Origin of the sequence: Lentibacillus jeotgali (genome assembly GCF_000224785.1) — a bacterium.
Classification (GTDB): Bacteria; Bacillota; Bacilli; order Bacillales; family Amphibacillaceae; genus Lentibacillus; species Lentibacillus jeotgali.
Window position 1 is genome coordinate 59,145 of the sequence record NZ_AGAV01000016.1, and the last position, 23,113, is coordinate 82,257.

Below are 23,113 nucleotides of genomic sequence, written 5' to 3' on the forward strand. Positions count from 1 at the left end.
CATGCAATTTTAATCATAATCCTCCCTAAACGTTAATAAAATATTACAAACCAAGCATTCAGAAAAGTCTGAGGTGAGAGCTTGTGTAGCTTTCCATCCAGCCATCCGAATTTTCATCTAATACATACAAATGTCATATGCGAAGGGGTTTTTCTTCAGTTGATCCAATAAATAAAATACAGCCAGAGCTGCACACAAGAATTGTCCAGAAGATAAGTGAACAGTGTAACATGTATCACCTTGTCTCAAACCACACCTCGGAAATATCCAACTTAGGGAGGCGAACGGTGTGCACGATTACATCAAAGAAAGGACAATCAGGATAGGCAAATATGTTGTGGAGACGAAGAAAACTGTCCGATTGATCGCTAAAGAATTTGGTGTCTCCAAAAGCACAGTCCACAAAGATTTAACAGAACGCTTGCCGGAAATAAATCCCGAACTCTATAATCAGGTCAAAGATGTACTCACCTACCACAAATCAATCCGCCATCTCCGTGGAGGCGAAGCAACCCGTAACAAATACAGGGACGACAATAGGACAGAAAACTCCACCTTCAAGCCAGTAGGATGATGTAAGTCATTCATTGCCACTAAAGGAGGTGGTAACACCACAGCACCGCTATCCATACATCAGGAGGAGGTGCAGCCGATTGTCAGAAAACCCGGCCCAGATGCGGCCGGGTTTTTGGGGTGGATGCAGTTATAGAGAGTTTTTCTCTGATGCGTGAACTTCAGCGCGAGATCGAGCTGTTCAGCTCGAGAGCAGAAACTTCAGCTCGAGCGAGGAAACTTCATCCCGAGTGGAGAAACTTCAGCTCGAGCGAGGAAACTTCATCCCGAGCGAGGAAACTTCAGCTCGAGCGAGGAAACTTCATCCCGAGCGGAGAAACTTCAGCTCGAGATCGGAAACTTCATCCCGAGCGAGAAAATTTCAGCCCGAGAGCAGAAACTTCAGCTCGAAACGAATATCTTCTTCTCGAGGTGAGATCAGTAACTAATCCAGCCTTTGTTTTGCAAAATCGTTTTTAAATCTAACTGGGATGATGGAATTTTGCGGGAAGTCATTAATTGGAGGTGAGAAGTACACCCTGGCGCTGGTGTTTCCGGTCTTTCTTAGATTCATCGAATTCATTATGACGTACGCTGTTTTGGGAGAAGCAACCTGTAAAAGTTCACGGCACTGTTTATTAGTGATCGTGGTGCCATGGAGGAGAAAATAGTCAAGGATAAAACGTTCGTGGGCGTTGTAACTAATAGCAGAACAGTATGGACATTGCCATCTTTTGTACAGACGTTTCATCGGATATTTATAGCACTTTTCACAAGGAACGCCTTTTATCAGATGTTGTTCGTTAATGTTGTGTTGTTGTATGATGCTAGTCCTGAGCGGTACATTTTCCCTTAATATGGTACTGCATAATTTTTTGATATCTGCATTGGTGAGGATGTTCGTTGTGTAGCTGTCGTTTAACCTGTCAAGGTGCTGATGGAGGCTTTCGTTATGAATAATCTTCTTATAAGCATCTGGATCTTGTGTGACATTTTCAATGATGGTTGTAGGATACGCAACGACAACGAGGGTCTCAATCGGGATATTGAAAACGCCATGCCGCGCAAGCCATGCCCGCAAATGTGTTTTTTGCGCCTCGGCCTGTAAAATGGGATCTTTGTAGGATGTCACCTCTCCGTTTACGACCTGCGTTAATTGCCGCTGCTCGGAATTATATTTAAATGTTCCTTTCTGGTTTTTGGTTTCGAGAATGTAAATCACTTTGTTTGTCAGGATAAGTGTATCCATTTGAAAATTGAATGGAGGGTTTTCCAACCGGATGCCTTGAAAAACGAAGAAATCTTTGTGCGGATAAGTGGAAAGCTTGTAGTCAACATTTTTCTCGCCGTCATAGCCTGCCTTTGCCCGTTTGTATTCCGAAACGATGGCTTCGTGCTGCCGGTATTTCTCCAAAATACATCTAAAGAGCGCTTCATAAGCCAGCAGCTCGTGCGGTTTCTTTCGCTGCAATACTATTGTCGGGAACAAATAATCATCACTCCTTATTAAATTTTGAATTCTCAGGATTAGTATTCGACATACACCTACAAATTCCTTCTAAAATACAATCATATTTTTAAAAAACTTTAAAGTTCACAGGTGGGCATGAGCGCAAGATCGCAAACATGCTCTCGAGCGCAAAAACGAGGACATGGCACGAAGTCATAAACACCACCCTGATCCCCATCACTTCAACACCAAGAGCGTTCGCCGCATAGTGAATTTTTCCTGAGCTTTTTTATTCAAATAGAAGTTATATATTATGTTTTGTGGTAAAATATAATATTAGCGATAATGTGTTTACATATGGATACGACTAAAGTATTTGATAGCTAGGGAGGATTAAATGAATGTTTTCGAGGGATATCGGGATTGACCTGGGAACTGCCAATGTGTTGATCCACTTGAAAGGAAAAGGGATTGTTTTGAATGAACCCTCCGTTGTGGCGATCGATAAAAATACCGGCCGTGTGCTTGAGGTCGGGGAAGCGGCGCGCCGCATGGTTGGACGGACGCCTGGTAATATCGATGCGATTCGTCCATTAAAAGACGGTGTGATTGCCGATTTTGATATGACTGAAGCGATGCTGCGGCATTTTATTGATAAAATTAATGTTAAAGGATTTTTTTCCAAACCGACAATGCTGATTTGCTGTCCGACAAATATTACCAAGGTTGAGCAAAAGGCGATCAAGGAAGCGGCTGAGAAATCCGGCGGCAAAAAAGTTTATCTGGAGGAAGAGCCCAAAGTGGCTGCAGTCGGCGCTGGTATGGAGATTTATCAGCCGAGCGGGAACATGATCGTGGACATCGGCGGTGGCACAACGGATGCGGCGGTACTGTCGATGGGGAACATCGTAACGGCTGAAACCGTGAAAATGGCCGGCGACAAATTTGATGCGGAAATTCTTCAATACATCAAAAAGGAATACAAACTGTTGATCGGCGAACGGACAGCTGAGGATATTAAAATTAATGTGGCCACCGTCTGGGAAGGTTCACGCAATGAGGAAATGGAAATTCGCGGCCGTGATATGATGACTGGTTTGCCGCGTACCATAACGGTTCGCTCAGAGGAAATTGAAAAAGCACTTCGGGAGCCGGCTTCGATTATTGTCCACGCGGCGAAACAGGTGCTGGAGAAGACCCCGCCTGAATTGTCGGCTGATATCATCGATCGCGGTGTGATTCTTACTGGAGGCGGTGCATTGACGCACGGAATCGATCAGCTTCTCGCTGACGAGCTGAAAGTCCCTGTCCTCCTGTCTGAAGACCCGATGGACTGTGTTGCCAAAGGGACAGGTATCATGCTAGAAAACATTGGTAAAGTTGAACGGAAAAAGATTATTTGATCTAAGAGCGTGCGGTTGACATACACGAGGCTATCTTGTCCTTCAGCGGAAAGCTCGGAAAGTGTGATGTATGTCAACTGTGATGGCATAACAAGAACCATTCAGCGTAATGGACAAAATGATGGTTAACGTGGTAATGTAAATAAAAATGACGGAAATCTGACAATCAATGAAGCTTTTCGACTAAGATTACTAGACATAATTGGATAAATGCTATGATGTGTCAAATTTGGGAGATCCCCAAATCAATCCCATGAAAATCGATACGGAAGCACTCTGATACAACTCGAAAACATCCGGCATCAAGAATTCACATGCAACAACAGAAGTAAGGAGAAAGAAGCCATGCCTATAGACCAGAAAGAAAAAACAGAACAGCGCGATCAAGCGGCAGAACAGGAAAAAGAACAACAACAGGAAACGACTCCGGATACAGTGACGCGCAGAGAGCAGGAGCAGCAGCAGGAAACGTCAACAGATAAAGCACTGCGGAAAGAACAAAAGAAAAAGCGGAGACAGGAGAAACGTCAAAACAAAAGGCCGCGCCGCCGCATTTTTCCAATTTGGCTGCGGATCATCGTCGTCCTCGTTCTTTCGGCAATCGCCCTGTTAGTGGGTCTAATGGTTGGCTATGGCATTATTGGAGACGGCAATCCAATTGACGCGTTAAAATGGGAAACATGGCAGCATATTATCGATATCGTAGTCAAAGAAAGGTAAAGTGAAACGTCAATCAGGGGGCGTTTTCCCCTGTTGACTGTTGGTTGAGAAGCATGTCCGCTGAAAACGGGCATGTTTCTTTATTTAAATCTTCGGCAAACGGCGGGCATCTGTTATAATGAATGCATCTTACATATCATCAGGCTGTTTTCAGAGAGATTGTTGCTTTTAAAGAAATAACGAGTTAAAAACAGCCTATCATAAAGGAGAGATTGGATGGATATCGACCAAATTAAAGATACTATCCCACACCGCTATCCGTTTTTACTGGTTGACAAAGTAACCGAAATTGAAGAGGGCAAGCGGGTAGCTGCCGTAAAAAATGTGACAGCAAACGAGCCATTTTTCCAGGGACATTTTCCTGACTATCCGGTCATGCCAGGTGTGCTGATTGTGGAAGCATTGGCACAGGCCGGCGCGATTTGTGTGCTTGGCATCGAGGAAAATCAGGGCAAAATCGGCTTTCTCGCAGGGCTTGAAAAATGCCGGTTTAAACGTCAGGTAAAACCGGGCGATCAGCTGCGACTGGAAGTTGAGATCACTCGCTTAAAAGGCCCCGTTGGCAAAGGAAAAGGTGTTGCAACCGTTGAGGGTGAAGTGGCTGCTGAAGGCGACATCACCTTTGCGATAAAGTGAAACTTCAATCAGCGGGGCGCTTTTCCCCGCTGATTGTTAGTTGAACAAATCGGGCATTTAGGGACAGTTAGCCGCCGTACTTTGGCGGCTTATTGTCCTTTAGATGCGGGGAAAAGTGAAACTTCAATCAGCGGGGTGCTTTTCCCCGCTGATTGTTAGTTGAACAGAATCGGGCATGTACTGCCAGTTTTATGCGGGATAAAATAATACTTCATTCGATTCTCCACCTCAGTTGTGGGGAATTTTTTTTCTTCATGCCACAATAATTTCTAAACAATAAGTATCACATTAAAAAAAATGGTTAGGCTATAGGCGAAAGTGAACTGTAAAGGAGGGATATTACGATGCAACGTAAATGGCTTATAAAGATTGGTGCTCCAATCTTGGCGTTGTCACTGGTTGCCGCTTGTGGAAATGACGAGCAGCAAGATCCGGCGGGCGAAAACGAAGATGAGGCTCCACTGAATCAGGAAGAAGATAGCCCGGATATGAATGGCGATAACCAGGATGATCCGCAGCAGGATAATGGCAACAATAATGGTACAAATGAAGATGGAACAGATACAAACCAAGATGGCATGAACGGCAACGATAATATGGACAATGATGGCGTCCCGAATGACGGCAATACCGACAACCCGCGTGACGAAGAAGACAATAATTAAAAGTTATGGCATTAAAATCCCCTTGCTCACTGATGAGGGGATTTTTCTATGGATAAACAGGCAGAATGAGCAGTTCATACAATAAAATTGAGAAAGTGCCTCATAAGTATTTATAAATTTTTCCATTTTTCAATAGCTATTCCCGGGGGTTAGTAGTACAATAGTCTCAGGCCGTAAAATTGTCACAATTTGGCATTAAGGGGGGAGTCAATGGAGGGAGATTTTGCATCACCAATATACATAATTACCGAACATACGAAAGCTATATTAACGAAAGAGTCTGCTTATTACCGCTCACGGATCTTAGAGGAGTCACAGGAGCGGAATACTGTGCTCAGTCCCGAGAAAATTATCGATAACACGTGTATATTATACGGTTCAACATTGCAAGGCCGGCGTGATTCAGTGAAAGGTCTGCTGAAATTGAACAGTAAAGTACCGATACCGGTCATTCCTGAAAAGGGCATATACATGCTGCCGACCTGCGCTTCCAAGAACAAGGACAATGTCTGGTTCTCCTTTTACCACATCGATTCTTTTGAACAGCGCGATAACGGCACATATGTATCGTTTCATGATGGAACCGGATTGTTCGTTAATGCGTCAGAAACAACATTTGATATGCAATATAAACGGACAAGCCAGCTCATTGCCAAACTGAACCGGTCATTCTTTTTTGGCGGCGGTCCATTCTGGCGCAGGCGTTTTTAGAATAAAAGCCAGCCTCAAAACGTGCTTCTTTATCTTGCTTTTAAAAACTGCAGCGTGTAAAATGAAAAAGTGACTGACTGGTTAGTAACGTAAGCAACGGGGTGTTTTTACCCTGAATGTAAGTAAAATAGAATCGGAATATACCGGGCAGCTGATCCCACGTAGCTTTCATAAAAGGGAATTTGATGCCCGTTAAGGCGCGATAAACTCGAAATCGGGTGTTTAAATTGAATGCAAAAAAAATAAAATTAATCGAAGCCGGAATGAAGTTATTTGCCGAGAAAGGCTACCATATGACTTCGGTTGAAGCGATTGCGGATGGTGCAGGCGTCTCCAAAGGCGCCTTTTATTTGCATTTCGAATCCAAAAAAGACTTCATCATGACGGCGATTCACTATTATCATGAGGAGATTGCCGGCAGGATTGAACATGTCAAAAGCGAAAATCTCCCGCCACGCGACAGTTTTGCCAAACAAATCGACGTGGTGACAACATACATTTATGAGTATAAAGATTTTCTCATGATGCATTTTTATCAAAACATTTCAATCGGAGAAAATACAGATGCATTCATCAAAGAAATGAATGCGCAAAATTTTCACTGGCTGCGGCAAAACGTTATCACTATTTACGGTGACCAGGTAGAACCGTACGACCCTGATATTATCATTCAGCTTGAAGGACTGATCAACGTCTATTTCAAATGGATTATTATTGATGGAATCAGTATTAAAAGAAACCAATTGGGTGCTTATATCGTACGAAGGATGGATGATATCGTCAGCGGCTTGCTGGAGCGAAATGAGGCACCGTTGGTCACGGCAGCTGACATCCCTGACGTTTATCGGGAAGAGGGCTCCGTTGTTGAGGTGTTAAACACCATGAAGGCTAAAATCGAAACACTGGATTTGGCTGGAGAAAAGGCGGATGAACTGAGAGAAGTCCTTAAAATTATACAAAGTGAAGCGGGAAAAGAACAGCCGCAAAAGGTGGTTATTCAGGGACTCCTGGTTCATTTTCAGCGCATGCCGGAATTTGCAACGGAATGCAAGGACATCGCACGTCTCTTACATATGGATTTGCTTGATTAGATAGGCTATTTTTGATGTGATTGCTGATTTGAAAGAGTAGAAAGTAACGTCTGCAGCGACTTTGATCTCACAAAGAGCAATCTTTAAGAAACCAGCCATTGTATAAAACGAGAGAGGGGAGTCTCATAGCCATGCGAAAATTATTTTTACCGGCTGCGGCGATTGTGCTGATAGGTATGCTTGCTGCATGCAGTCAGAACGAAGACAACAGCGAGGAACAGGAAGAACAGGTTACCGCAGTCGAAACAGCCGAAGCGACAAGTGGTGATTTGGTCATTGAAAAATCCTTATACGGTCGTACCGAGCCAAGCAGCACAATACCGGTGACGCTGCAGTCTGCCGGGGAAATCACTGAACTTGAAGTCGAAAACGGCGATACAGTGGAAGAGGATGATCATTTAGCAACCATTCAAACGGCTGCCGGCAGCCAAAATATCTATGCGCGGAAAGCGGGTGAAATTGCCCAATTGACGGCAGAGGAAGGGTCGATGGCGTCACCTGATTCCGGTCCGCTAATGGTTATTGCTGATTTTGATCCAATGACGATCAATCTGACAGTGGCCGCTGAAACACTTGATTTATTGGAAACAGGGGATACATATCCGGTTATGATTGATGATCAGGAATACGAAGCTGAGGTCACATCTGTCAGCTCGATGCCTGATGATACCGGACTTTATCCGGTTGAGGCGGAAGTCAGTAACGAAGGCAGCAATATTTTGACGGGCGTTGTTGCCAGTATGAATGTACCGGAAAATCGGGTGAATGATACGATTATCCTGCCGACTGAAGCGGTTGTCACCGAAAGCGGTGCGTCATTTGTTTATGTTGTAAAAGACAATCAGGCGGTGAAAACGAACGTAACAGTTCAGGAAAGCCAATCTGAAGAGACAGCTGTCAAAGGTGATGTCGCTGAAGGCGATCAGGTCGTTGTTAATGGCTTATTGACCCTGTCGGATGGCATGGAAGTCAACGTCACCGAAGAGGGGGATAACTCTTGAAGCTCGTCAATACATCTGTCAAACGGCCTGTCGGTGTCATCATGATCGTCCTGGCGATCATCGCCCTTGGGACGGTCTCACTGCGCAATCTGAATGTCGATTTGTTTCCGAAAATCGATTTGCCGATCGCGGTTGTCGCAACATCGTATCAAGATGCCGCGCCACAGGAAGTCGAAAATTTAGTCAGCCGCCCAATTGAATCGTCGGTCAGTTCGGTGGAAGGCATCCAGACGGTTCAGTCACAGTCACAGTCAGGATCTTCACTTGTGATGATGATGTTCAATAATGGAACCGACCTCGATCAGGCTTTGCTCAATGTGCGTGAAAGTGTTGATCAGGTAAAAGGGATGCTGCCGGATGGAGCTGGCGACCCGAGTATTATGCGATTCAGTCCTGATCAGCTGCCTGTCATGTGGGTTGGTCTGACCGGCGATAAAGCTGCTGAACTGACGAAAGTGGCTGACGATCAGATTGTGCCGTTTTTTGAACGCCAGAGCGGTGTCGCATCTGTCACCGTTGAAGGGTCAAAAGAACGGGAAATCCAGATTGTTCTTGATCAGGCAAAAATGAACCAGTATGGTGTGACGACACAAACGATCTCCCAAGCCTTGAACAGTTCGAACCAATCGGCATCAGTCGGTCAGGTTGAAAAAGGAAACAAAGACCTGCAGCTTAGGGTGACCGGCGAATTTGAGTCGGTTGATGATATAAAGCAGACGATTGTCCAAACGGAGTCAGGCGGAACCGTTCATGTTAATGAACTTGCCGAGGTAAAGGATACGTACAAGGAATCATCAGGGGAAACACTGGTAAATGGTGAATCCGCAGTTGTATTGTCCATCATGAAAAAAACGGATGCCAACACGGTCGAAGTGGCCAACAATATTAATGACAGCATGGAAGAACTGGAAGGGGAACTGCCCTCCGATATTGAATCAGATGTGATCATTGATACATCTGAATACATTAAAATGTCAATCAGCTCAGTTGTGCAAAACATTTTAATCGGCGGTATTATTTCATTCCTGATTCTATTGCTGTTTCTGAAGAGTTTGCGGGCAACGATTGTTATCGGTCTATCGATTCCGATTGCCATCATTTCCACGTTCACGTTGATGTACTTTACCGGGGAGACCCTGAACGTACTGACACTCGGGGGACTTGCGCTCGGACTTGGTATGATGGTCGACAGTTCGATTGTTATACTCGAACATATTTATACGTACAGACAGCGGGGACATACATTGGTTGAATCGGCTATTAAAGGTGCCTCTGAGCTGGCGCCTGCCGTTATCGCATCGACAACAACGACATTGGTTGTATTTCTGCCGATGGTCTTTGTTGAGGGCATCGCTTCCGATATGTTTACACCATTGGCACTGGCTGTATCATTTTCACTGATTGCATCACTCGTTGTCGCCGTGACGCTGGTACCGATGCTGTCATCCAAGCTGCTTGCCAAAGCAACACAGGAGAGCGGACGGCGTTATTGGTTCAACCGGCTGCTGGACCGTGTGAACAATGGCTATCGCGGTGTGTTGAAATGGGTGCTCGGTCACCGGAAAACGACCGTATTTGGAACGCTTGCCATTATTGCTGGAAGCTTAGCGCTCATTCCGATGATCGGCGCATCGTTTATCCCGTCATCAGATCAAGGACAGCTGCAGATAACAGTCGAAACGGCTCCCGGAAGTTCACTGGAGCATACACAGGGTGTTACTGAACAAGTCAGTGACAAATTAGAAGCGTACGATGATGTAATGGAAACGCGTTATTTAAATGTCGGAAGTAGCGGTGGCGGCGGTCCGGCAATGGGATCGTCAGGCAACCAGGCCACATATATGCTGCAGCTGATACCCGCATCTGAGCGGTCACAGAATACAGACGATGTGGTGGAAGGTATTAGTGAAGATTTATCTTCCGTTCCAGGGGCTGAGATATCCGTCGTTGCAACGGATAGTGCAGCAGGTACAGGGGACCCGGTGCAAATCAGTCTGAATGGCCCCGAACACGAAGTCCTCCGTGAATTGGCCGATGACGTGACAAGCGCCATTTCTGAAGTTGATGGCGTGCATAATGCGACATCATCAGCTGATGAGGGTGTCCCGCAGATGAGTATTAAAGTCGACTCGGAAAAAGCCGCCATGTACGGACTGACCGAGCAGCAAATTACGAGTCAAATCCAGCTTCAATTTACAGGACAGACGGCAGCTCAGTACCGAGAAGAAGGCAATGAAATGGACGTCACATTGATGTATCCAGAAGAGGAGCGGAGCACAATTAGTGATGTGGAAAACATGACCATCCAGTCCCAGAGCGGTACTGCGGTTCCACTGTCATCACTGGTCACATTGGAGGAGGTTCAAGGGCCGGTATCGCTTCAGCGCGAAAACCAGCAGCCGCAAGTGAACGTGACCTCGGAAATTATCGACCGAGATTTGGGAAGCGTTGTTGGTGATGTTGAACAGAAATTGAATCAGATGAGCATGCCTGAAGGATACAGCTATGAAATTGGCGGGCAGGCACAGGACATGGCTGAATCATTTACGGATTTATCCATTGCCCTTGTTTTCTCGATATTCTTGGTATATGCCGTTATGGCGGTACAGTTTGAAAACTTCCTGTTCCCGCTCATCATTATGTTCTCGCTGCCGGCAACAATTGTCGGTGTTCTGGCCGGATTGTTTGTCACCGGTCTTCCGCTAAGTATCCCGGCATTTATCGGGGTGATTATGCTCGCAGGTATTGTCGTCAACAACTCAATCGTGCTCGTTGACTACATCAACATTGTACGGGAAAAAGGCAAGGACCGTTATGAAGCGATACTTGAAGCAGGCCCAAGCCGGTTGCGTCCGATTTTGATGACGACGCTGACGACGATTCTCGCCATGGTGCCGCTCGGCCTTGCGTTAGGTGAAGGCGCCGAAATGCAGCAGCCACTAGCTGTGACGATCATATTCGGCCTCACCATCTCGAGTATCTTTACATTATTGCTGATACCAGTCGTGTACACATTATTTGATGATTTGGCAGCAAAAATCACACGCCGCCGGAAGAAAGCTGAATAGATTTTGATTGAAAAAGCTCCCTGCTGCGGCAGGGAGCTTTTACCGTTCCGCGGATTCGGGGGATGTGGCGCTCGAGGATCGATTTCGCGCGAGGATGGCATGAAATCGCGCGACACTTACAGGATTACGCGCGAGGGAGTCATGAGATCGCGCGACACTCTCAGGATTACGCGCGAGGATGGCATGAAATCGCGCGACACTTACAGGATTTCGCGCGAGGGAGTCATGAAATTGCGCGACACTCTCAGGATTTCGCGCGAGGATGTCATGAAATCGCGCGACACTCTCAGGATTTCGCGCGAGGGTCACATGAAATCGCGCGATACATCCCTGACTTCGCGCGACATCCCCACAAAATCGCGCGGCACAATTTTTCTATAATGTTGATTTTCGGCAGTTGCCGAAAATCTTCAAATTGAATATATAATCCCCTTGATAATGTGCTATATTTATATTGACCACCAAAAACTAAATAAAGGAGCTTTTTATGAAGATTAAAAACCGTTCGAAACCCCTCCCACTCCGAAAGCTTGATGTGATCATTCCAAGATTATCTTCACAATTTCCGCGGTTCACCGAGATAAAAGAAGACGCTAAAAGGCAGGGGCGCGGTTACTCAGGCGAAATGAAAGTTGATTATTACCTCGAAAGTTTAGCAAGCCGGTACACGCTTCTCGATGATGTCTATCTTCATATTAACGGTAAGAACTTCCAAATTGATTCTCTCGTTGTTGCTAATCATGCCATTTTCATAGTCGATGCAAAACATTATATGGGCACTATTACATTCGATCCAATCCTCAAACAACTCATCCGGAATGACGGCAATATTGAGTCAGGCTTTGAATACCCCATCACCCAAGTGGAAAATCAGAAATTTCACCTTCATAATTGGCTTTTAAAACATAAGCTCGCACATATTCCCATTTACTATTTTATCGCCGTAGCGGATCCCTCAACTATCATCAAGGTGGACGGGAATCGTGAGGAAATTTCCAAAGTAGTTGCACATGCATCACGGGTCCCCGGGATGATCATGGAGAAGGATCAAGAACTTGCTCAAGCAGGAAAAGCGAAGATTCAGGATTATAAAGTGGGCAAAATGATCTTACGTGAATGTGGCGTATATGATATGAATATTATGAAACAATATGGTATCACATGCGGGGAATTACTTCCGGGCGTCTTTTGCCCTGAATGCGGAATGCGCGGAATGAAACGCATTCATGGAGGTTGGATTTGCAAAAATTGCAGACAGAAAAGCCATAACGCTCATTTAAAAGATATTTATGGGTATGTGTTGTTAAACGGGTCTATAACAAATACGGAATGCATGTGGTTCCTCGGTTTGACCTCAAGGAGTACCGCGACTAGAATTCTGCAAAAGAGCGACTTAATATATCTGAAAAAGTACAAATACTGGGTTAAGAATCCAAAAACCTGTTAAGTTCATGGTTAGTGGCGTTGTGAGGCATCCGCAGTATTTCACTTGAAGGAGGCACCCGATCGCGCGGCAATCACTGAATATCGCGCGAGAATGGCCCGAAATCACGCGACGCTTACTGAATATCGCGCGAGGGAGTCATGAAATCGCGCGACGCTTACTGAATATCGCGCGAGAGCGCCACGAAATCGAGTGAGAGCGCCGCTACTTTGTACTTCCAAGATCGAATGCCACCATAAAAATATGGTATGATAAGTATAGTATCGAATGGAGGCAAATTTATGTCGTTATCCAGAATTATGAAATGGGTGACTGGCGGATGTGAGGCATTTCTCGGGATCCCATTGATTGGCGGATCGTTCATTCTCAGTACATCATGGGGAGCCTTGCTAGTCATGTTCATCCTGCATCTTGTTACGCTGCTTATCGCACGCAGCCAAAAGGGGAGCATAGCGGGGAGCGTGCTTGGCATGGTCACCTCGTTCATTGGCGTTATTCCAATTGTCGGCATGATCATGCACATTATTACCGCAATTATATTACTAATCGACGCTGCGACTCATAAGCATTAAAGCCATGCTATGACGCAGCGTTTTTCTTTCCCATTGGGACGGGGGCCGTGATTGCTTTCCCTCCGAGCTTGTGCGGGAGCAGTCGTAACTTGTGCAGAAGTGCTCCCAACTCGAGCAAGAACAGCCGTAACTTGTGCAGGAGAGCTTCAAATTCGAGCAAGAACAGCCGCAACTTGTGCAGGAGAGCTTCAAACTCGAGCGGGAGCAGCCGCACCTTGTGCAGAAGTGCTCCCAATTCGTGCGGGAGCAGCCATAACTTGTGCAGGAGAGCTTCAAACTCGAGCGAACCAGTCGTAACTTGTGCAGGAGAGTCCCCAACTCGTGCAGCACCGACCTTAAACGCATGCTAACAAACCTCCCCCACCCCGTAATTCAGGTCTGCTCGTACAAAATCGTCTGTGCGATGCCAATAAAATATTCCGACTCATCAATAATGTGATCAATCACGACTTTGGCTGTCTGGTTTCCCGAAACGGCAGAGCTCTCGTTTTTGACCTGTCTGCAAAACTGGATAAAAGCCACTGACTCCTGCAGACAGAATGACACGAGATCGAGCACTTGCTGATGGAGTGTGGGCGAAATGGTATGATGACTCCTGATAACTGACTCGATGAACCGTTTGACGTGCTGATGTGACTGATCAAGTTCCGACTCCCAGCGCTTTAGAGCATCTACATACGCCTCTTCCAAATTTGTCACCAGTTCCCGCATGACGACTGTATGCTCTGCTTCTTGCTGTTTCCAGAATTCCGTTTCATCCAGCACCCGAAGCGGCATCTGACTGCCGTAATAAAATTGCATGATCCAGCCTCCTGTTATCGAAACTTTTGTCCAATAATACTTATGATGCCTGCAGGTTGTTTATGATTTAATTATCCAGAACCGAAAGCGAGCAGGAACTGATAGTATTAATTTGCCCCAACCTCCTATGTTCCGCTATAATTTAACCAATCACTGCATCGTTCGACATTCAGCATTTCAAGGAGAACAATCATGTTTAATTATACCGAGTTGGCGATTGCTTTTTTTATTGCCCTCATATCAAGTTTTCTGCTGACGTTTCCCGTCAAAAAACTGGCCATCAAAATAAAAGCAGTTGACTTGCCCAATTATCGTAAAATCCATAAAAACGTAACCCCGAGACTGGGCGGTCTGGCGATATTTGCCGGTGTCTTTTTGGGCGGGCTTTATTTGCAGCCGCATCATCCGCACCTGCCCGAAATTATGCTTGGCGGAATTATCATCCTCATCACCGGTGCACTGGACGACCGCTTTGCCATCAGGCCCGTCATCAAACTCACTGGTCAGCTGATTGCCGCATCATTTCTCATTTCATCCGGGTTGATCATCGATCGGATTACACTCCCGATTATCGGGATGGTCGACCTCGGGTTTATGAGCGTCTTGATTACCGTGCTCTGGATCGTCGGTATCACCAACGCGATTAATCTAATTGACGGACTGGACGGGCTTGCAACAGGCGTCACAACAATTGCGCTCACGAGCATGTTTATCATGGCATTGATTGATGTTCAGATATTGGCGGCATATTTATGCATCGTTCTAATTGGCGCGAACCTTGGCTTTTTATACCATAATTTTTACCCGGCCAAAATCTACATGGGCGACACAGGATCAAACTTTTTGGGCTATATGATCGCGATTGTCTCAATCGTTGGTCTGTTCAAAAACATTGCCCTGTTCAGCTTTATCATTCCGGTCATCGTGCTGGCGGTGCCGATCTTTGACACGCTGTTTGCCATCCTGCGCCGTGCGTACAATAACGAGCCGATCATGATGCCGGATAATAAGCACATTCATTATCGGTTGATTAGTGCCGGGTTCAGCCACCGGAAAACAGTGATGATCATCTACGCATTCAGCGTCCTGTTTGGCACAATGGCTATTCTATTTTCTTACGCCAGTCTGACAACAGCGCTTGTGATCACGTTTCTGGTTCTGCTCCTGCTGCATATTTTTGCCGAAACCGGCGGCCTGGTCATGGGCGGCAAAAGGCCAATCCTTGATTCGGTTGGGAGAGTGTTTCGGAAACGGGACAGGGAGCGGTAGCAGAAATTAATCGGCTTATGGAGAAAGTGGATTTTGTGGCTGGGGCAGCCGCTTGTTATGCAAGTGCTCGCGCGCCTATATGTCCTGGAGCGTTTTAAAAGAACCACTGCCATTAAAACAATGCAATCACAAGAAATTTACGCTACAATAGAACGAGGCAAGGAGGTACAATCATGCAGCAAATCAAAAAAGCGATTATACCTGCAGCAGGGCTTGGGACAAGGTTTCTCCCGGCAACGAAAGCGATGCCGAAAGAAATGCTGCCGATCGTGGACAAGCCCACTATTGAATATATTGTTGAAGAAGCAATCAAGTCAGGCATTGAAGATATCATTATCGTAACCGGTAAAGGAAAGCGGGCAATCGAGGATCATTTTGACCACTCGCTTGAATTGGAAGACAATTTGATGAAAAAGGAAAAGTTTGAGCTGCTGGAGCGGATTAAAAAATCAGCAAATGTTGATATCCATTACATCCGGCAAAAAGAGCCAAAAGGATTGGGACATGCCATCTGGTGTGCGCGCAAGTTCATTGGCAATGAGCCGTTTGCCGTGCTGCTGGGCGATGATATCATTCAAAGTGATACACCGGGATTGAGTCAGATGATTTCTGAATATGAAAAAGCACAAAGCTCGATTATCGGTGTACATAAAGTGCCGGAAGATGAAACGCATCGTTACGGGATTATCGATCCGCTTGAAAAATCCGGCAATCTGCATCAGGTGAAGACCTTTGTCGAAAAGCCGGAGCGGGGCACCGCACCATCCGACATGGCGATTATTGGCCGGTACATTCTGACACCGGAAATATTTGATTTCCTTGAACAGCAAAAAATCGGCGCCGGCGGGGAAATCCAGCTGACCGATGCGATTCAGGAATTGAACAAAATACAGCGTGTGTTTGCGCTTGAGATTGACGGCAGACGCTATGACGTCGGGGAACAGCTTGGCTTTATTCAAACCACTATTGAGATTGCGTTGTCGCGTGGTGATTTGCGTGAGCCACTGATGGCATATTTGAATAAGCTGGAGGAAGAAATGGGTCATAGTAAAACAGATGCGACTTAAGATATAGTTGAGGAGATTTTCGGCAGCCGCCGAAAATTTTCTGTTATAGGAAGCCATTGGTGCGTGCGAAGGTCACATGAACTTGTGCAGCAGCGTCACCAACTCGTGCGGGGGTGCCGTAAACTTGTGCGGGAGCGCCGTAAACTTGTGCAGTAGCCCCCGAAGCTTGTGCGAAGGCACCACAAACTCGTGCAATAACGTCACAAACTTGTGCGGGGATACCATCAAACTCGCGCGGCAGCCATCCAAAGTCAACAACTGTACCTCGGCAATAAATACAGAATTCCCGAAATCCACCCAAAATGGTCCGTAATTTCTACTCACTATCACAACAAAAGTCATTTGCTCTGGATTCATAGCAAATCTCATACATTTGCCTATCCAAATGAATTTTGCGAAAACACCCGAATTTTGATATAAAAGAGGGGTATAACAAAAGATACCAATAAAGGAGACGAAGCATGGAAGAGCGAACAACATTGAAGAAATCATTGAAGCCGCACTGGGTCTGGGCGATTGCGCTTGGTTCCTCGATTGGCTGGGGAGCGTTTGTACAGCCGACGACCTGGATGTCTACAGCGGGCCCTCTGGGTGTTATCCTGGGCTTTAGCATAGGGGCGCTGTTGATGATGCTGATCGCTGTGAGCTATGGATTTCTCATTAAAAGTTTTCCGGTATCAGGCGGAGAATTCGCTTATTCGTATATCAGTTTAGGACGCACGCACGCGTTCATCAGCGGATGGTTTTTGACGCTTGGCTACTTATGTATTGTTGCGTTAAACGCATCCGCATTTGCATTAATGGTTAAATTTGTTTTCCCGTCACTGCTTGAAAACATGCACATGTATACCATTGCGGGATGGGATGTTTATTTTACCGAAGTAATTATCGCCTCTGTATTATTAGGCGTTTTTGGTTATTTCAATGTAAGAGGGTCAAGCCTGTCAGGCCGCATGCAGTTTGTATTTTGTACGGTCATGGTCATTGGCGTTATAGCGATTACGTTCATGGTCGGTGCACAGCCGGGGGCGGGCCTTTCCAATGTCGCGCCACTGTTTCCGACTGACACAACCGCATTTGCGGCAATCATTTCAATTGTTGCGATTGCACCGTGGGCATATGTCGGATTTGATAATGTCCCGCAGGCAGCGGAAGAATTTCACTTTTCATCCAGAAAAGCTTTCACATTAATCATTCTAGCCATTTTCTTTGCTGCACTGCTTTATAGCATGATGATCATCACCACGTCAATGATTGAACCATGGCAGTCACTCGTTGCTCAGGAAGAAACATGGGGAACGGGCGCGGCAATTCAAGGACTGCTCGGTAATATGGGGTTGATTGTCTTGGTGACCGCGCTTACCATGGGCATTTTTACAGGATTAAATGGCTTTACGATTTCATCAAGCCGACTGTTATTTGCCATGTCCCGGGCCAAAATTATTCCGGCGGCCTTTTCGAAAATACACCCGAAATATAAAACACCGTATGTCGGCATCATTTTTACTGTCGTCGTTGCGATGCTGGCACCATGGTTCGGCCGCCAGGCGCTGACATGGGTGGTTGACATGTCATCTGTCGGTGTAACCATTGCTTATTTTTATACCTGTTACACGGCATTTACATTATTCAAAGGGTCCAGGGATAAGAATTTCAATCCGAAAAAACACGTCGTTGCACCCGGGAAGAAGACCCTCGCAGGGTTTGGTATGGTAGCGAGTGTCACATTCCTTGGTCTGCTGCTTATCCCGGGGTCACCGGCAGCGCTGGGATTTGAATCATTTATCGCGCTCGTTATCTGGGTTGCCCTTGGTGTGGCATTCTATATGGCAAACCGCAAAGAGCTGAAGAACATACCAAAAGAAGAACTCAACTATCTGATTTTGGGCAATAAGAAAATTGAAGCGAAGAACCGTGGCTAGGAAATGAAGAAAATCCCGGAACTGACAGTAAAGTTCCGGGATTTTTCCATTTAATCATTATCATACTTTTCCTTCATTTCATCGCCTTTTTCATTAATGTCATCTTTTAATTGATCGCCTTCTTCATCAACCGTCTCCAGCAGTGAATTGAATGTTTCCTCATAATCTGCCAGTATACCCTGGCGCTGATCAATCAGACTCATCAGTTCATCGCCGGCTTCATCACTGATTTGCTCGTTGTCCTCGAGATAATACACTGCATCTTTAAGATGGCTTTCCTCATCATAGGTCAAATTCATGAAATCCGACTTTTTCCCGTACAATTCATTCTTTTTATCAGTCTGTTCACCGGATACATTATTATAATTGTCGGCATTCCAGGAGCTCCATTCATTGTATAACCGAACGCGTTCATCTTCCCAGACTTCCTGAAAATCCTCTCCTGAATCAACGGTTTTAAACTCACCGCCGCCTGCTTCGGCAACTTCCAGCAGTTCCTTTTGACCATTGGAGTCAACATCAAAACCTATAATGTTGACGACTGCTTCGATATTGGAATCGTGGAGTTCTTTGGCAGCTTCTACCGGATTACCATCGCACGTTTCCACACCGTCGCTTACAATGTATATGGTATTTTGGCTGGCGCTTTCCGCGGTTTCAAAATCTTCTTTGGCCAAAGAGATGGAGTTTGCAATGGGGGTCCATCCAGTCGGCTCAAATTTATCAAGTGCATCCTGGAACTTGCCTTTATCATAGGATTGTAATTCATAAACCAGTTCCGAGCTGTCGCATGAGACTTCCTTATCGCTGTCAGCATTGCTCCCTTTATGACCGTAGACTCTTAAGGATACGTTGGCCGCTTCAGGCAAGGAAGCGACAAAATCATTAATGGCTTCTTTAGCCAGCTTCATTTTGGTTGTCCCGTTGATTTTTTGTGCCATGCTGCCGCTTGCATCAAGAAGTATGGCAATATTCGCCGTTCCATTTACGGTCTCACCGTTATCAAGTTCCATGCTGCCAGGTGTCTCGGACACAGCCGTTTCGATCTGCGGGTTAAATTCTTCAGCAAATGAGTGAAACGCTTTATATTGGCCGGATTCACTTACCAGACTTAGTAAATGGGCAAAAACCTGAAAGCTGTCCTTGTCCTGGAAGTTCTTCTCATCCAATGCGCGGTGGACTACTGCTTCATTGTACTTATTACCTGCATATTTCCCCGGATCCTGCTCGATGATTTCTTCGATGGTTGTTGCGACTTCAAAGTCCTCCTCGGGGCTTTCCTTTACTTCTTTCGTTTTCCCTTCTTCAGATTGCTTGGATTCCTGCTTTTCTTCACTTGAAGCTGTCTGCTCATCTGAACCGCATGCAACAAGTAAAAAACAGACGGATATTACTAGAAACCCCAAAACAAAATCCTTTTTCATCAAATTTTTCCTCTCCCTTTATCGAGTGACGATTAGATACTTAAGATAATAGTACCAAACCCGGAAAAAAATACAATGGGAGATTCAGTCTTTTTTCCTAAGCGTTACAGCACGTCCGCCCAGAGATATCCAATTCTTCTCAAAGAGCTCCCTGTCATAGCGTTCCACTTTACCGGTATGCGGGTCGTGCGCGATCACATCATTACTATCGACTCCCGTCAGCACAACGGCATGTTCATTCTGGTACCAGTCGATTACATCCCCGTCGTCATCTGTCCATGTCTTTCCGTAAAATGTTTCCCGCTGTTCAAGCGTGGTCCAGGCCATAACAGGATTTCCCGAGCGGAGAATCTTCAGGATTGTTTCAAACGGCTCTCCCGTCAAATCCACACCACGACCCGGCATGAACTTCTCAAGTGTTGTCAGGGTTGGACCCTCAAAGACACCAAAGCTTCCGTCATCTGAATCGGTATACGGATCCCCGACAAACGCTTTATTCGGATGAGCACCTTTCCATTCGCCGTCAACGTGATGTACTTTGGGCCCTTTCGGCAGCGCATCCGCGACTGTATATTTGCTGACCGGTATATTAAGCCCCCAGCTTAACAGCATTGCCAGTGATGTTGCCTCACACCCGGTCGGAAGCTCCGGATATTGATAATAGAGCGGTACGCCTTTGATTTTCCTGTTTGACGCTGGTGCTATAGCTCGTTTTGGTCTGGCAATTGCAAATAGAATAAAAGAACAAATACCGATCAGTCCGAGAAATCGCTTTGCTGACACTTTATCAACCTCCCACATCAATTCTAAGTTACAATATAACACAAAAACACGCTTATTATTTTCGGTAAAAGTACGCTATTCAATATAATTTTTGACAAATTTTTAAACGATAAGAGCAATCCATTTTTTGGAGGTGTCCGTGGACTAACACCAGGTTGTTTGCTTTATAGCCACATAAAATACTGTCGATTGATTACCGAAAGGCCCAGTGATAAACTTGTAATGAATGTCACCGAATAATGTTTTAACGTATATACCAAGAGGAATTATTTAAACCAACTAGCGCATAATCAAAGGAGAAAACAAACATGGAAGTCAAAAAAGCGATTATACCTGCTGCCGGTCTCGGGACCAGGTTTTTGCCGGCAACCAAAGCCCAACCGAAAGAAATGCTGCCGATTGTTGATAAACCAACCATCCAATACATTGTTGAAGAGGCTGTAGCTTCGGGGATTGAAGACATTATCATTATCTCTGGCAGAGGCAAACGAGCGATTGAAGACCATTTTGATATTTCCTATGAATTAGAGGAAAAGTTAGCCAATAAGGGTAAGACGGAAATGCTGGAGGTGGTCCAATCCATTTCTAATCTGGCAAACATTCATTACATAAGGCAAAAAGAACCTAAAGGGCTTGGTCATGCGATTTCTTGTGCCAGCAGCTTTGTCGGGAATGAACCTTTTGCCGTTCTTTTGGGCGATGATATCGTCGAAGCGAACGAGCCATGCCTGAAACAGCTCATCGACGTCTACGAATACAATCAACTGTCAGTTGTCGGCGTGCACAGTGTACCGGAAGAAGACGTTTCGAAATATGGAATCGTGCAGCCGGGCGATCAGGATTACGGGCCAAACGTGCGGGCCATCGAGTCACTGATGGAAAAGCCGTCCATTGAAGATGCACCTTCCAACTTGGCGGTTATGGGACGGTATATTTTAAGTCCATCCATTTTTGATATCCTGGAAAATCAGGAACCGGGGAAAGGTGATGAAATCCAGCTGACCGACGCCATTGAAACATTGAATGAGCAAGAGCAGGTTTTAGCGTATGATTTTGCAGGCGAACGGTATGATATCGGTAATAAATTTGGGTTCGTACAGGCAACGATCGACTTTGCATTGAAACGGGGAGATCTGCACAACGATATTAAAGATTATATGGAAAAAACACTCAACAACCTTAATAGCCAGGAGGGCAGAAAATGAATATCGCAGTAATCGGCACCGGTTATGTAGGGCTTGTAACCGGCGTTTGCCTGGCTGAAACAGACAACCAAGTCACCTGTATCGATATAGATGACGAAAAAATCGCTATGCTGAAGGAAGGCAAAAGTCCCATCTATGAAAAAGGCCTGCCCGAACTTCTCCAGAAAAATATCGGAGAAGGACGCCTTCACTTTACAACCGATTATAAAGAAGGCCTGGCCAACAAAGACTTGATTTATATAGCTGTCGGAACCCCACAGGGCGAAGATGGCGCCGCTGACCTAACGTATGTCGATAAAGCATGTGCATCGATTGCAGAAACACTTGATCATAATGCCATCATTGTGACAAAAAGTACAGTGCCGGTTGGGACGAATGAACATATCAAAGAAACTATCCAATCGGGCTTGCCTGTGCATGTAACCATTAATGTCGCCTCCAACCCTGAATTTCTGCGTCAGGGATCAGCCGTACATGATACGTTTAACGGGGATAGAATCATTATTGGTTCAGACGATAAACAAACGCTTGATATTTTGGAAAAGGTTAACGCCGGCTTCGATCTCCCTATCGTCAGAACGGATCTGCGGAGCGCGGAAATGATTAAGTATGCTTCAAATGCATTTCTGGCAACGAAGCTCAGTTTCATTAATGAGATGGCTAACCTGTGTGAAAAGCTGGGAGCGAATATTGATAATGTATCTGATGGGATGGGCATGGACAAACGAATTGGAAGCTCATTTCTGAATGCCGGCATCGGCTATGGCGGATCGTGTTTTCCGAAAGATACAAGAGCTGTCATATCAGTTGGAAAAGATGCTGACTACGATATGCAGCTGCTCGAAAATGTGGTCGGTGTTAATGAGCGACAAAAGGTCATCCTCGTCGACAAAGTGATGGAACGGTTCAAAGACATTCAAGGTAAAAAGGTTGCTGTTTTGGGATTGGCGTTTAAACCGAACACCGATGATATGCGGGAAGCACCATCCATTTTTGTGACTGAAAACCTCCTTGAACAGGGCGCAGAAGTCCATGCCTATGACCCGGTTGCAGCAGATAACGCCAGACAAATACTGTCGGACAAAATCACTTACGCCTCAAGTGTAAAAGAAGCCGTAAACGGAGCTGACCTGGCATTAATATTGACGGAGTGGAATGAGATAAAAGCATTTCCACTAAGCGACTACAAGCAATACATGAACAATCCAGTCATTTTCGACGGCAGAAACTGCTTTGACTTAGACCAGCTGGTCGGAAGCAGTGTGGAATATCATTCAATTGGTCGGCCCACTGTGTATAGTTAACGTGAAAAAGGAAGTTGGCACAAGG

The 23,113-nt window shown here is 45.6% G+C and carries 21 protein-coding genes; 16 read left to right on the forward strand and 5 right to left on the reverse strand.

The window, feature by feature from the left end; all coding sequences use genetic code 11:
* The first annotated feature begins 289 nt into the window (after positions 1 to 289).
* Positions 290 to 574 (forward strand): sporulation transcriptional regulator SpoIIID, encoded by a 285-nt coding sequence (spoIIID, locus tag ON01_RS13550; RefSeq protein ID WP_010531603.1) that lies wholly within the window; start codon positions 290 to 292, stop codon positions 572 to 574.
* Between the two features lie 423 nt (positions 575 to 997).
* Here spoIIID and ON01_RS13555 read toward each other — a convergent pair whose 3' ends face one another.
* Positions 998 to 2,041: a nuclease-related domain-containing protein gene (locus ON01_RS13555; protein ID WP_010531604.1), complete on the reverse strand. Its 1,044-nt coding sequence runs from the start codon at positions 2,039 to 2,041 to the stop codon at positions 998 to 1,000.
* Positions 2,042 to 2,403: 362 nt separating this feature from the next.
* Here ON01_RS13555 and mreB point away from each other — a divergent pair, with 362 nt between their 5' ends.
* The 10 genes from mreB (at position 2,404) to ON01_RS13605 (ending at position 13,313) form a co-directional block, all read left to right on the forward strand.
* Positions 2,404 to 3,405: a rod shape-determining protein gene (gene mreB, locus ON01_RS13560; RefSeq protein ID WP_010531605.1), complete on the forward strand. Its 1,002-nt coding sequence runs from the start codon at positions 2,404 to 2,406 to the stop codon at positions 3,403 to 3,405.
* 345 nt (positions 3,406 to 3,750) lie between these two features.
* Positions 3,751 to 4,125 carry a DNA-directed RNA polymerase subunit beta gene (locus tag ON01_RS13565; RefSeq protein WP_010531606.1) on the forward strand — a complete coding sequence of 125 codons (375 nt, stop codon included), beginning with the start codon at positions 3,751 to 3,753 and terminating at the stop codon, positions 4,123 to 4,125.
* A gap of 216 nt (positions 4,126 to 4,341) precedes the next feature.
* Complete coding sequence (gene fabZ / locus ON01_RS13570; protein ID WP_010531607.1) at positions 4,342 to 4,761, forward strand: 3-hydroxyacyl-ACP dehydratase FabZ; 420 nt, start codon at positions 4,342 to 4,344, stop codon at positions 4,759 to 4,761.
* 344 nt (positions 4,762 to 5,105) lie between these two features.
* A complete protein-coding gene (locus ON01_RS13575; protein ID WP_010531608.1) occupies positions 5,106 to 5,426 on the forward strand; it encodes a hypothetical protein in 321 nt (106 codons plus the stop codon).
* A 210-nt stretch (positions 5,427 to 5,636) separates the two neighbouring features.
* Positions 5,637 to 6,137 (forward strand): competence protein ComK, encoded by a 501-nt coding sequence (locus ON01_RS13580; RefSeq protein ID WP_010531609.1) that lies wholly within the window; start codon positions 5,637 to 5,639, stop codon positions 6,135 to 6,137.
* A gap of 227 nt (positions 6,138 to 6,364) precedes the next feature.
* Positions 6,365 to 7,228 (forward strand): TetR/AcrR family transcriptional regulator, encoded by an 864-nt coding sequence (locus ON01_RS13585; protein ID WP_010531610.1) that lies wholly within the window; start codon positions 6,365 to 6,367, stop codon positions 7,226 to 7,228.
* Between the two features lie 131 nt (positions 7,229 to 7,359).
* On the forward strand, positions 7,360 to 8,229 hold the full coding sequence (locus tag ON01_RS13590) for an efflux RND transporter periplasmic adaptor subunit (protein WP_010531611.1): 870 nt from the start codon (positions 7,360 to 7,362) through the stop codon (positions 8,227 to 8,229).
* Entirely contained in the window at positions 8,226 to 11,297 is a 3,072-nt protein-coding gene (locus ON01_RS13595) for an efflux RND transporter permease subunit (protein WP_010531612.1), read from the forward strand. The genes ON01_RS13590 and ON01_RS13595 overlap by 4 nt, the downstream gene beginning before the upstream one ends.
* Before the next feature lie 487 nt (positions 11,298 to 11,784).
* Positions 11,785 to 12,744: a nuclease-related domain-containing protein gene (locus tag ON01_RS13600; RefSeq protein ID WP_010531613.1), complete on the forward strand. Its 960-nt coding sequence runs from the start codon at positions 11,785 to 11,787 to the stop codon at positions 12,742 to 12,744.
* Between the two features lie 278 nt (positions 12,745 to 13,022).
* Positions 13,023 to 13,313, forward strand: a complete 291-nt coding sequence (locus tag ON01_RS13605) for a hypothetical protein (RefSeq protein WP_010531614.1) — start codon at positions 13,023 to 13,025, stop codon at positions 13,311 to 13,313.
* A 372-nt stretch (positions 13,314 to 13,685) separates the two neighbouring features.
* On the opposite strand, the gene ON01_RS13615 is transcribed toward ON01_RS13605, so the two are convergent.
* Positions 13,686 to 14,114 (reverse strand): DUF2935 domain-containing protein, encoded by a 429-nt coding sequence (locus tag ON01_RS13615; protein ID WP_010531616.1) that lies wholly within the window; start codon positions 14,112 to 14,114, stop codon positions 13,686 to 13,688.
* A gap of 192 nt (positions 14,115 to 14,306) precedes the next feature.
* Here ON01_RS13615 and ON01_RS13620 point away from each other — a divergent pair, with 192 nt between their 5' ends.
* Both ON01_RS13620 and galU (ON01_RS13625) read left to right on the forward strand, forming a co-directional pair.
* Entirely contained in the window at positions 14,307 to 15,383 is a 1,077-nt protein-coding gene (locus ON01_RS13620) for a glycosyltransferase family 4 protein (RefSeq protein WP_010531617.1), read from the forward strand.
* Positions 15,384 to 15,556: 173 nt separating this feature from the next.
* Positions 15,557 to 16,450 carry a UTP--glucose-1-phosphate uridylyltransferase GalU gene (gene galU, locus ON01_RS13625; RefSeq protein ID WP_010531618.1) on the forward strand — a complete coding sequence of 298 codons (894 nt, stop codon included), beginning with the start codon at positions 15,557 to 15,559 and terminating at the stop codon, positions 16,448 to 16,450.
* 72 nt (positions 16,451 to 16,522) lie between these two features.
* On the opposite strand, the gene ON01_RS13630 is transcribed toward galU (ON01_RS13625), so the two are convergent.
* Positions 16,523 to 16,807 (reverse strand): hypothetical protein, encoded by a 285-nt coding sequence (locus ON01_RS13630; RefSeq protein ID WP_138919791.1) that lies wholly within the window; start codon positions 16,805 to 16,807, stop codon positions 16,523 to 16,525.
* Between the two features lie 104 nt (positions 16,808 to 16,911).
* Here ON01_RS13630 and ON01_RS13635 point away from each other — a divergent pair, with 104 nt between their 5' ends.
* On the forward strand, positions 16,912 to 18,372 hold the full coding sequence (locus ON01_RS13635; RefSeq protein WP_010531620.1) for an APC family permease: 1,461 nt from the start codon (positions 16,912 to 16,914) through the stop codon (positions 18,370 to 18,372).
* A gap of 50 nt (positions 18,373 to 18,422) precedes the next feature.
* On the opposite strand, the gene ON01_RS13640 is transcribed toward ON01_RS13635, so the two are convergent.
* Both ON01_RS13640 and ON01_RS13645 read right to left on the reverse strand, forming a co-directional pair.
* Positions 18,423 to 19,796 (reverse strand): vWA domain-containing protein, encoded by a 1,374-nt coding sequence (locus ON01_RS13640; RefSeq protein WP_010531621.1) that lies wholly within the window; start codon positions 19,794 to 19,796, stop codon positions 18,423 to 18,425.
* An 84-nt stretch (positions 19,797 to 19,880) separates the two neighbouring features.
* Complete coding sequence (locus ON01_RS13645; RefSeq protein ID WP_010531622.1) at positions 19,881 to 20,579, reverse strand: C39 family peptidase; 699 nt, start codon at positions 20,577 to 20,579, stop codon at positions 19,881 to 19,883.
* Between the two features lie 308 nt (positions 20,580 to 20,887).
* Here ON01_RS13645 and galU (ON01_RS13650) point away from each other — a divergent pair, with 308 nt between their 5' ends.
* Both galU (ON01_RS13650) and ON01_RS13655 read left to right on the forward strand, forming a co-directional pair.
* Entirely contained in the window at positions 20,888 to 21,784 is an 897-nt protein-coding gene (gene galU, locus ON01_RS13650) for a UTP--glucose-1-phosphate uridylyltransferase GalU (RefSeq protein ID WP_010531623.1), read from the forward strand.
* Positions 21,781 to 23,088 (forward strand): UDP-glucose dehydrogenase family protein, encoded by a 1,308-nt coding sequence (locus ON01_RS13655; RefSeq protein ID WP_010531624.1) that lies wholly within the window; start codon positions 21,781 to 21,783, stop codon positions 23,086 to 23,088. Before galU (ON01_RS13650) ends, ON01_RS13655 begins: the two co-directional genes overlap by 4 nt.
* The last annotated feature ends 25 nt before the right edge of the window (positions 23,089 to 23,113 follow it).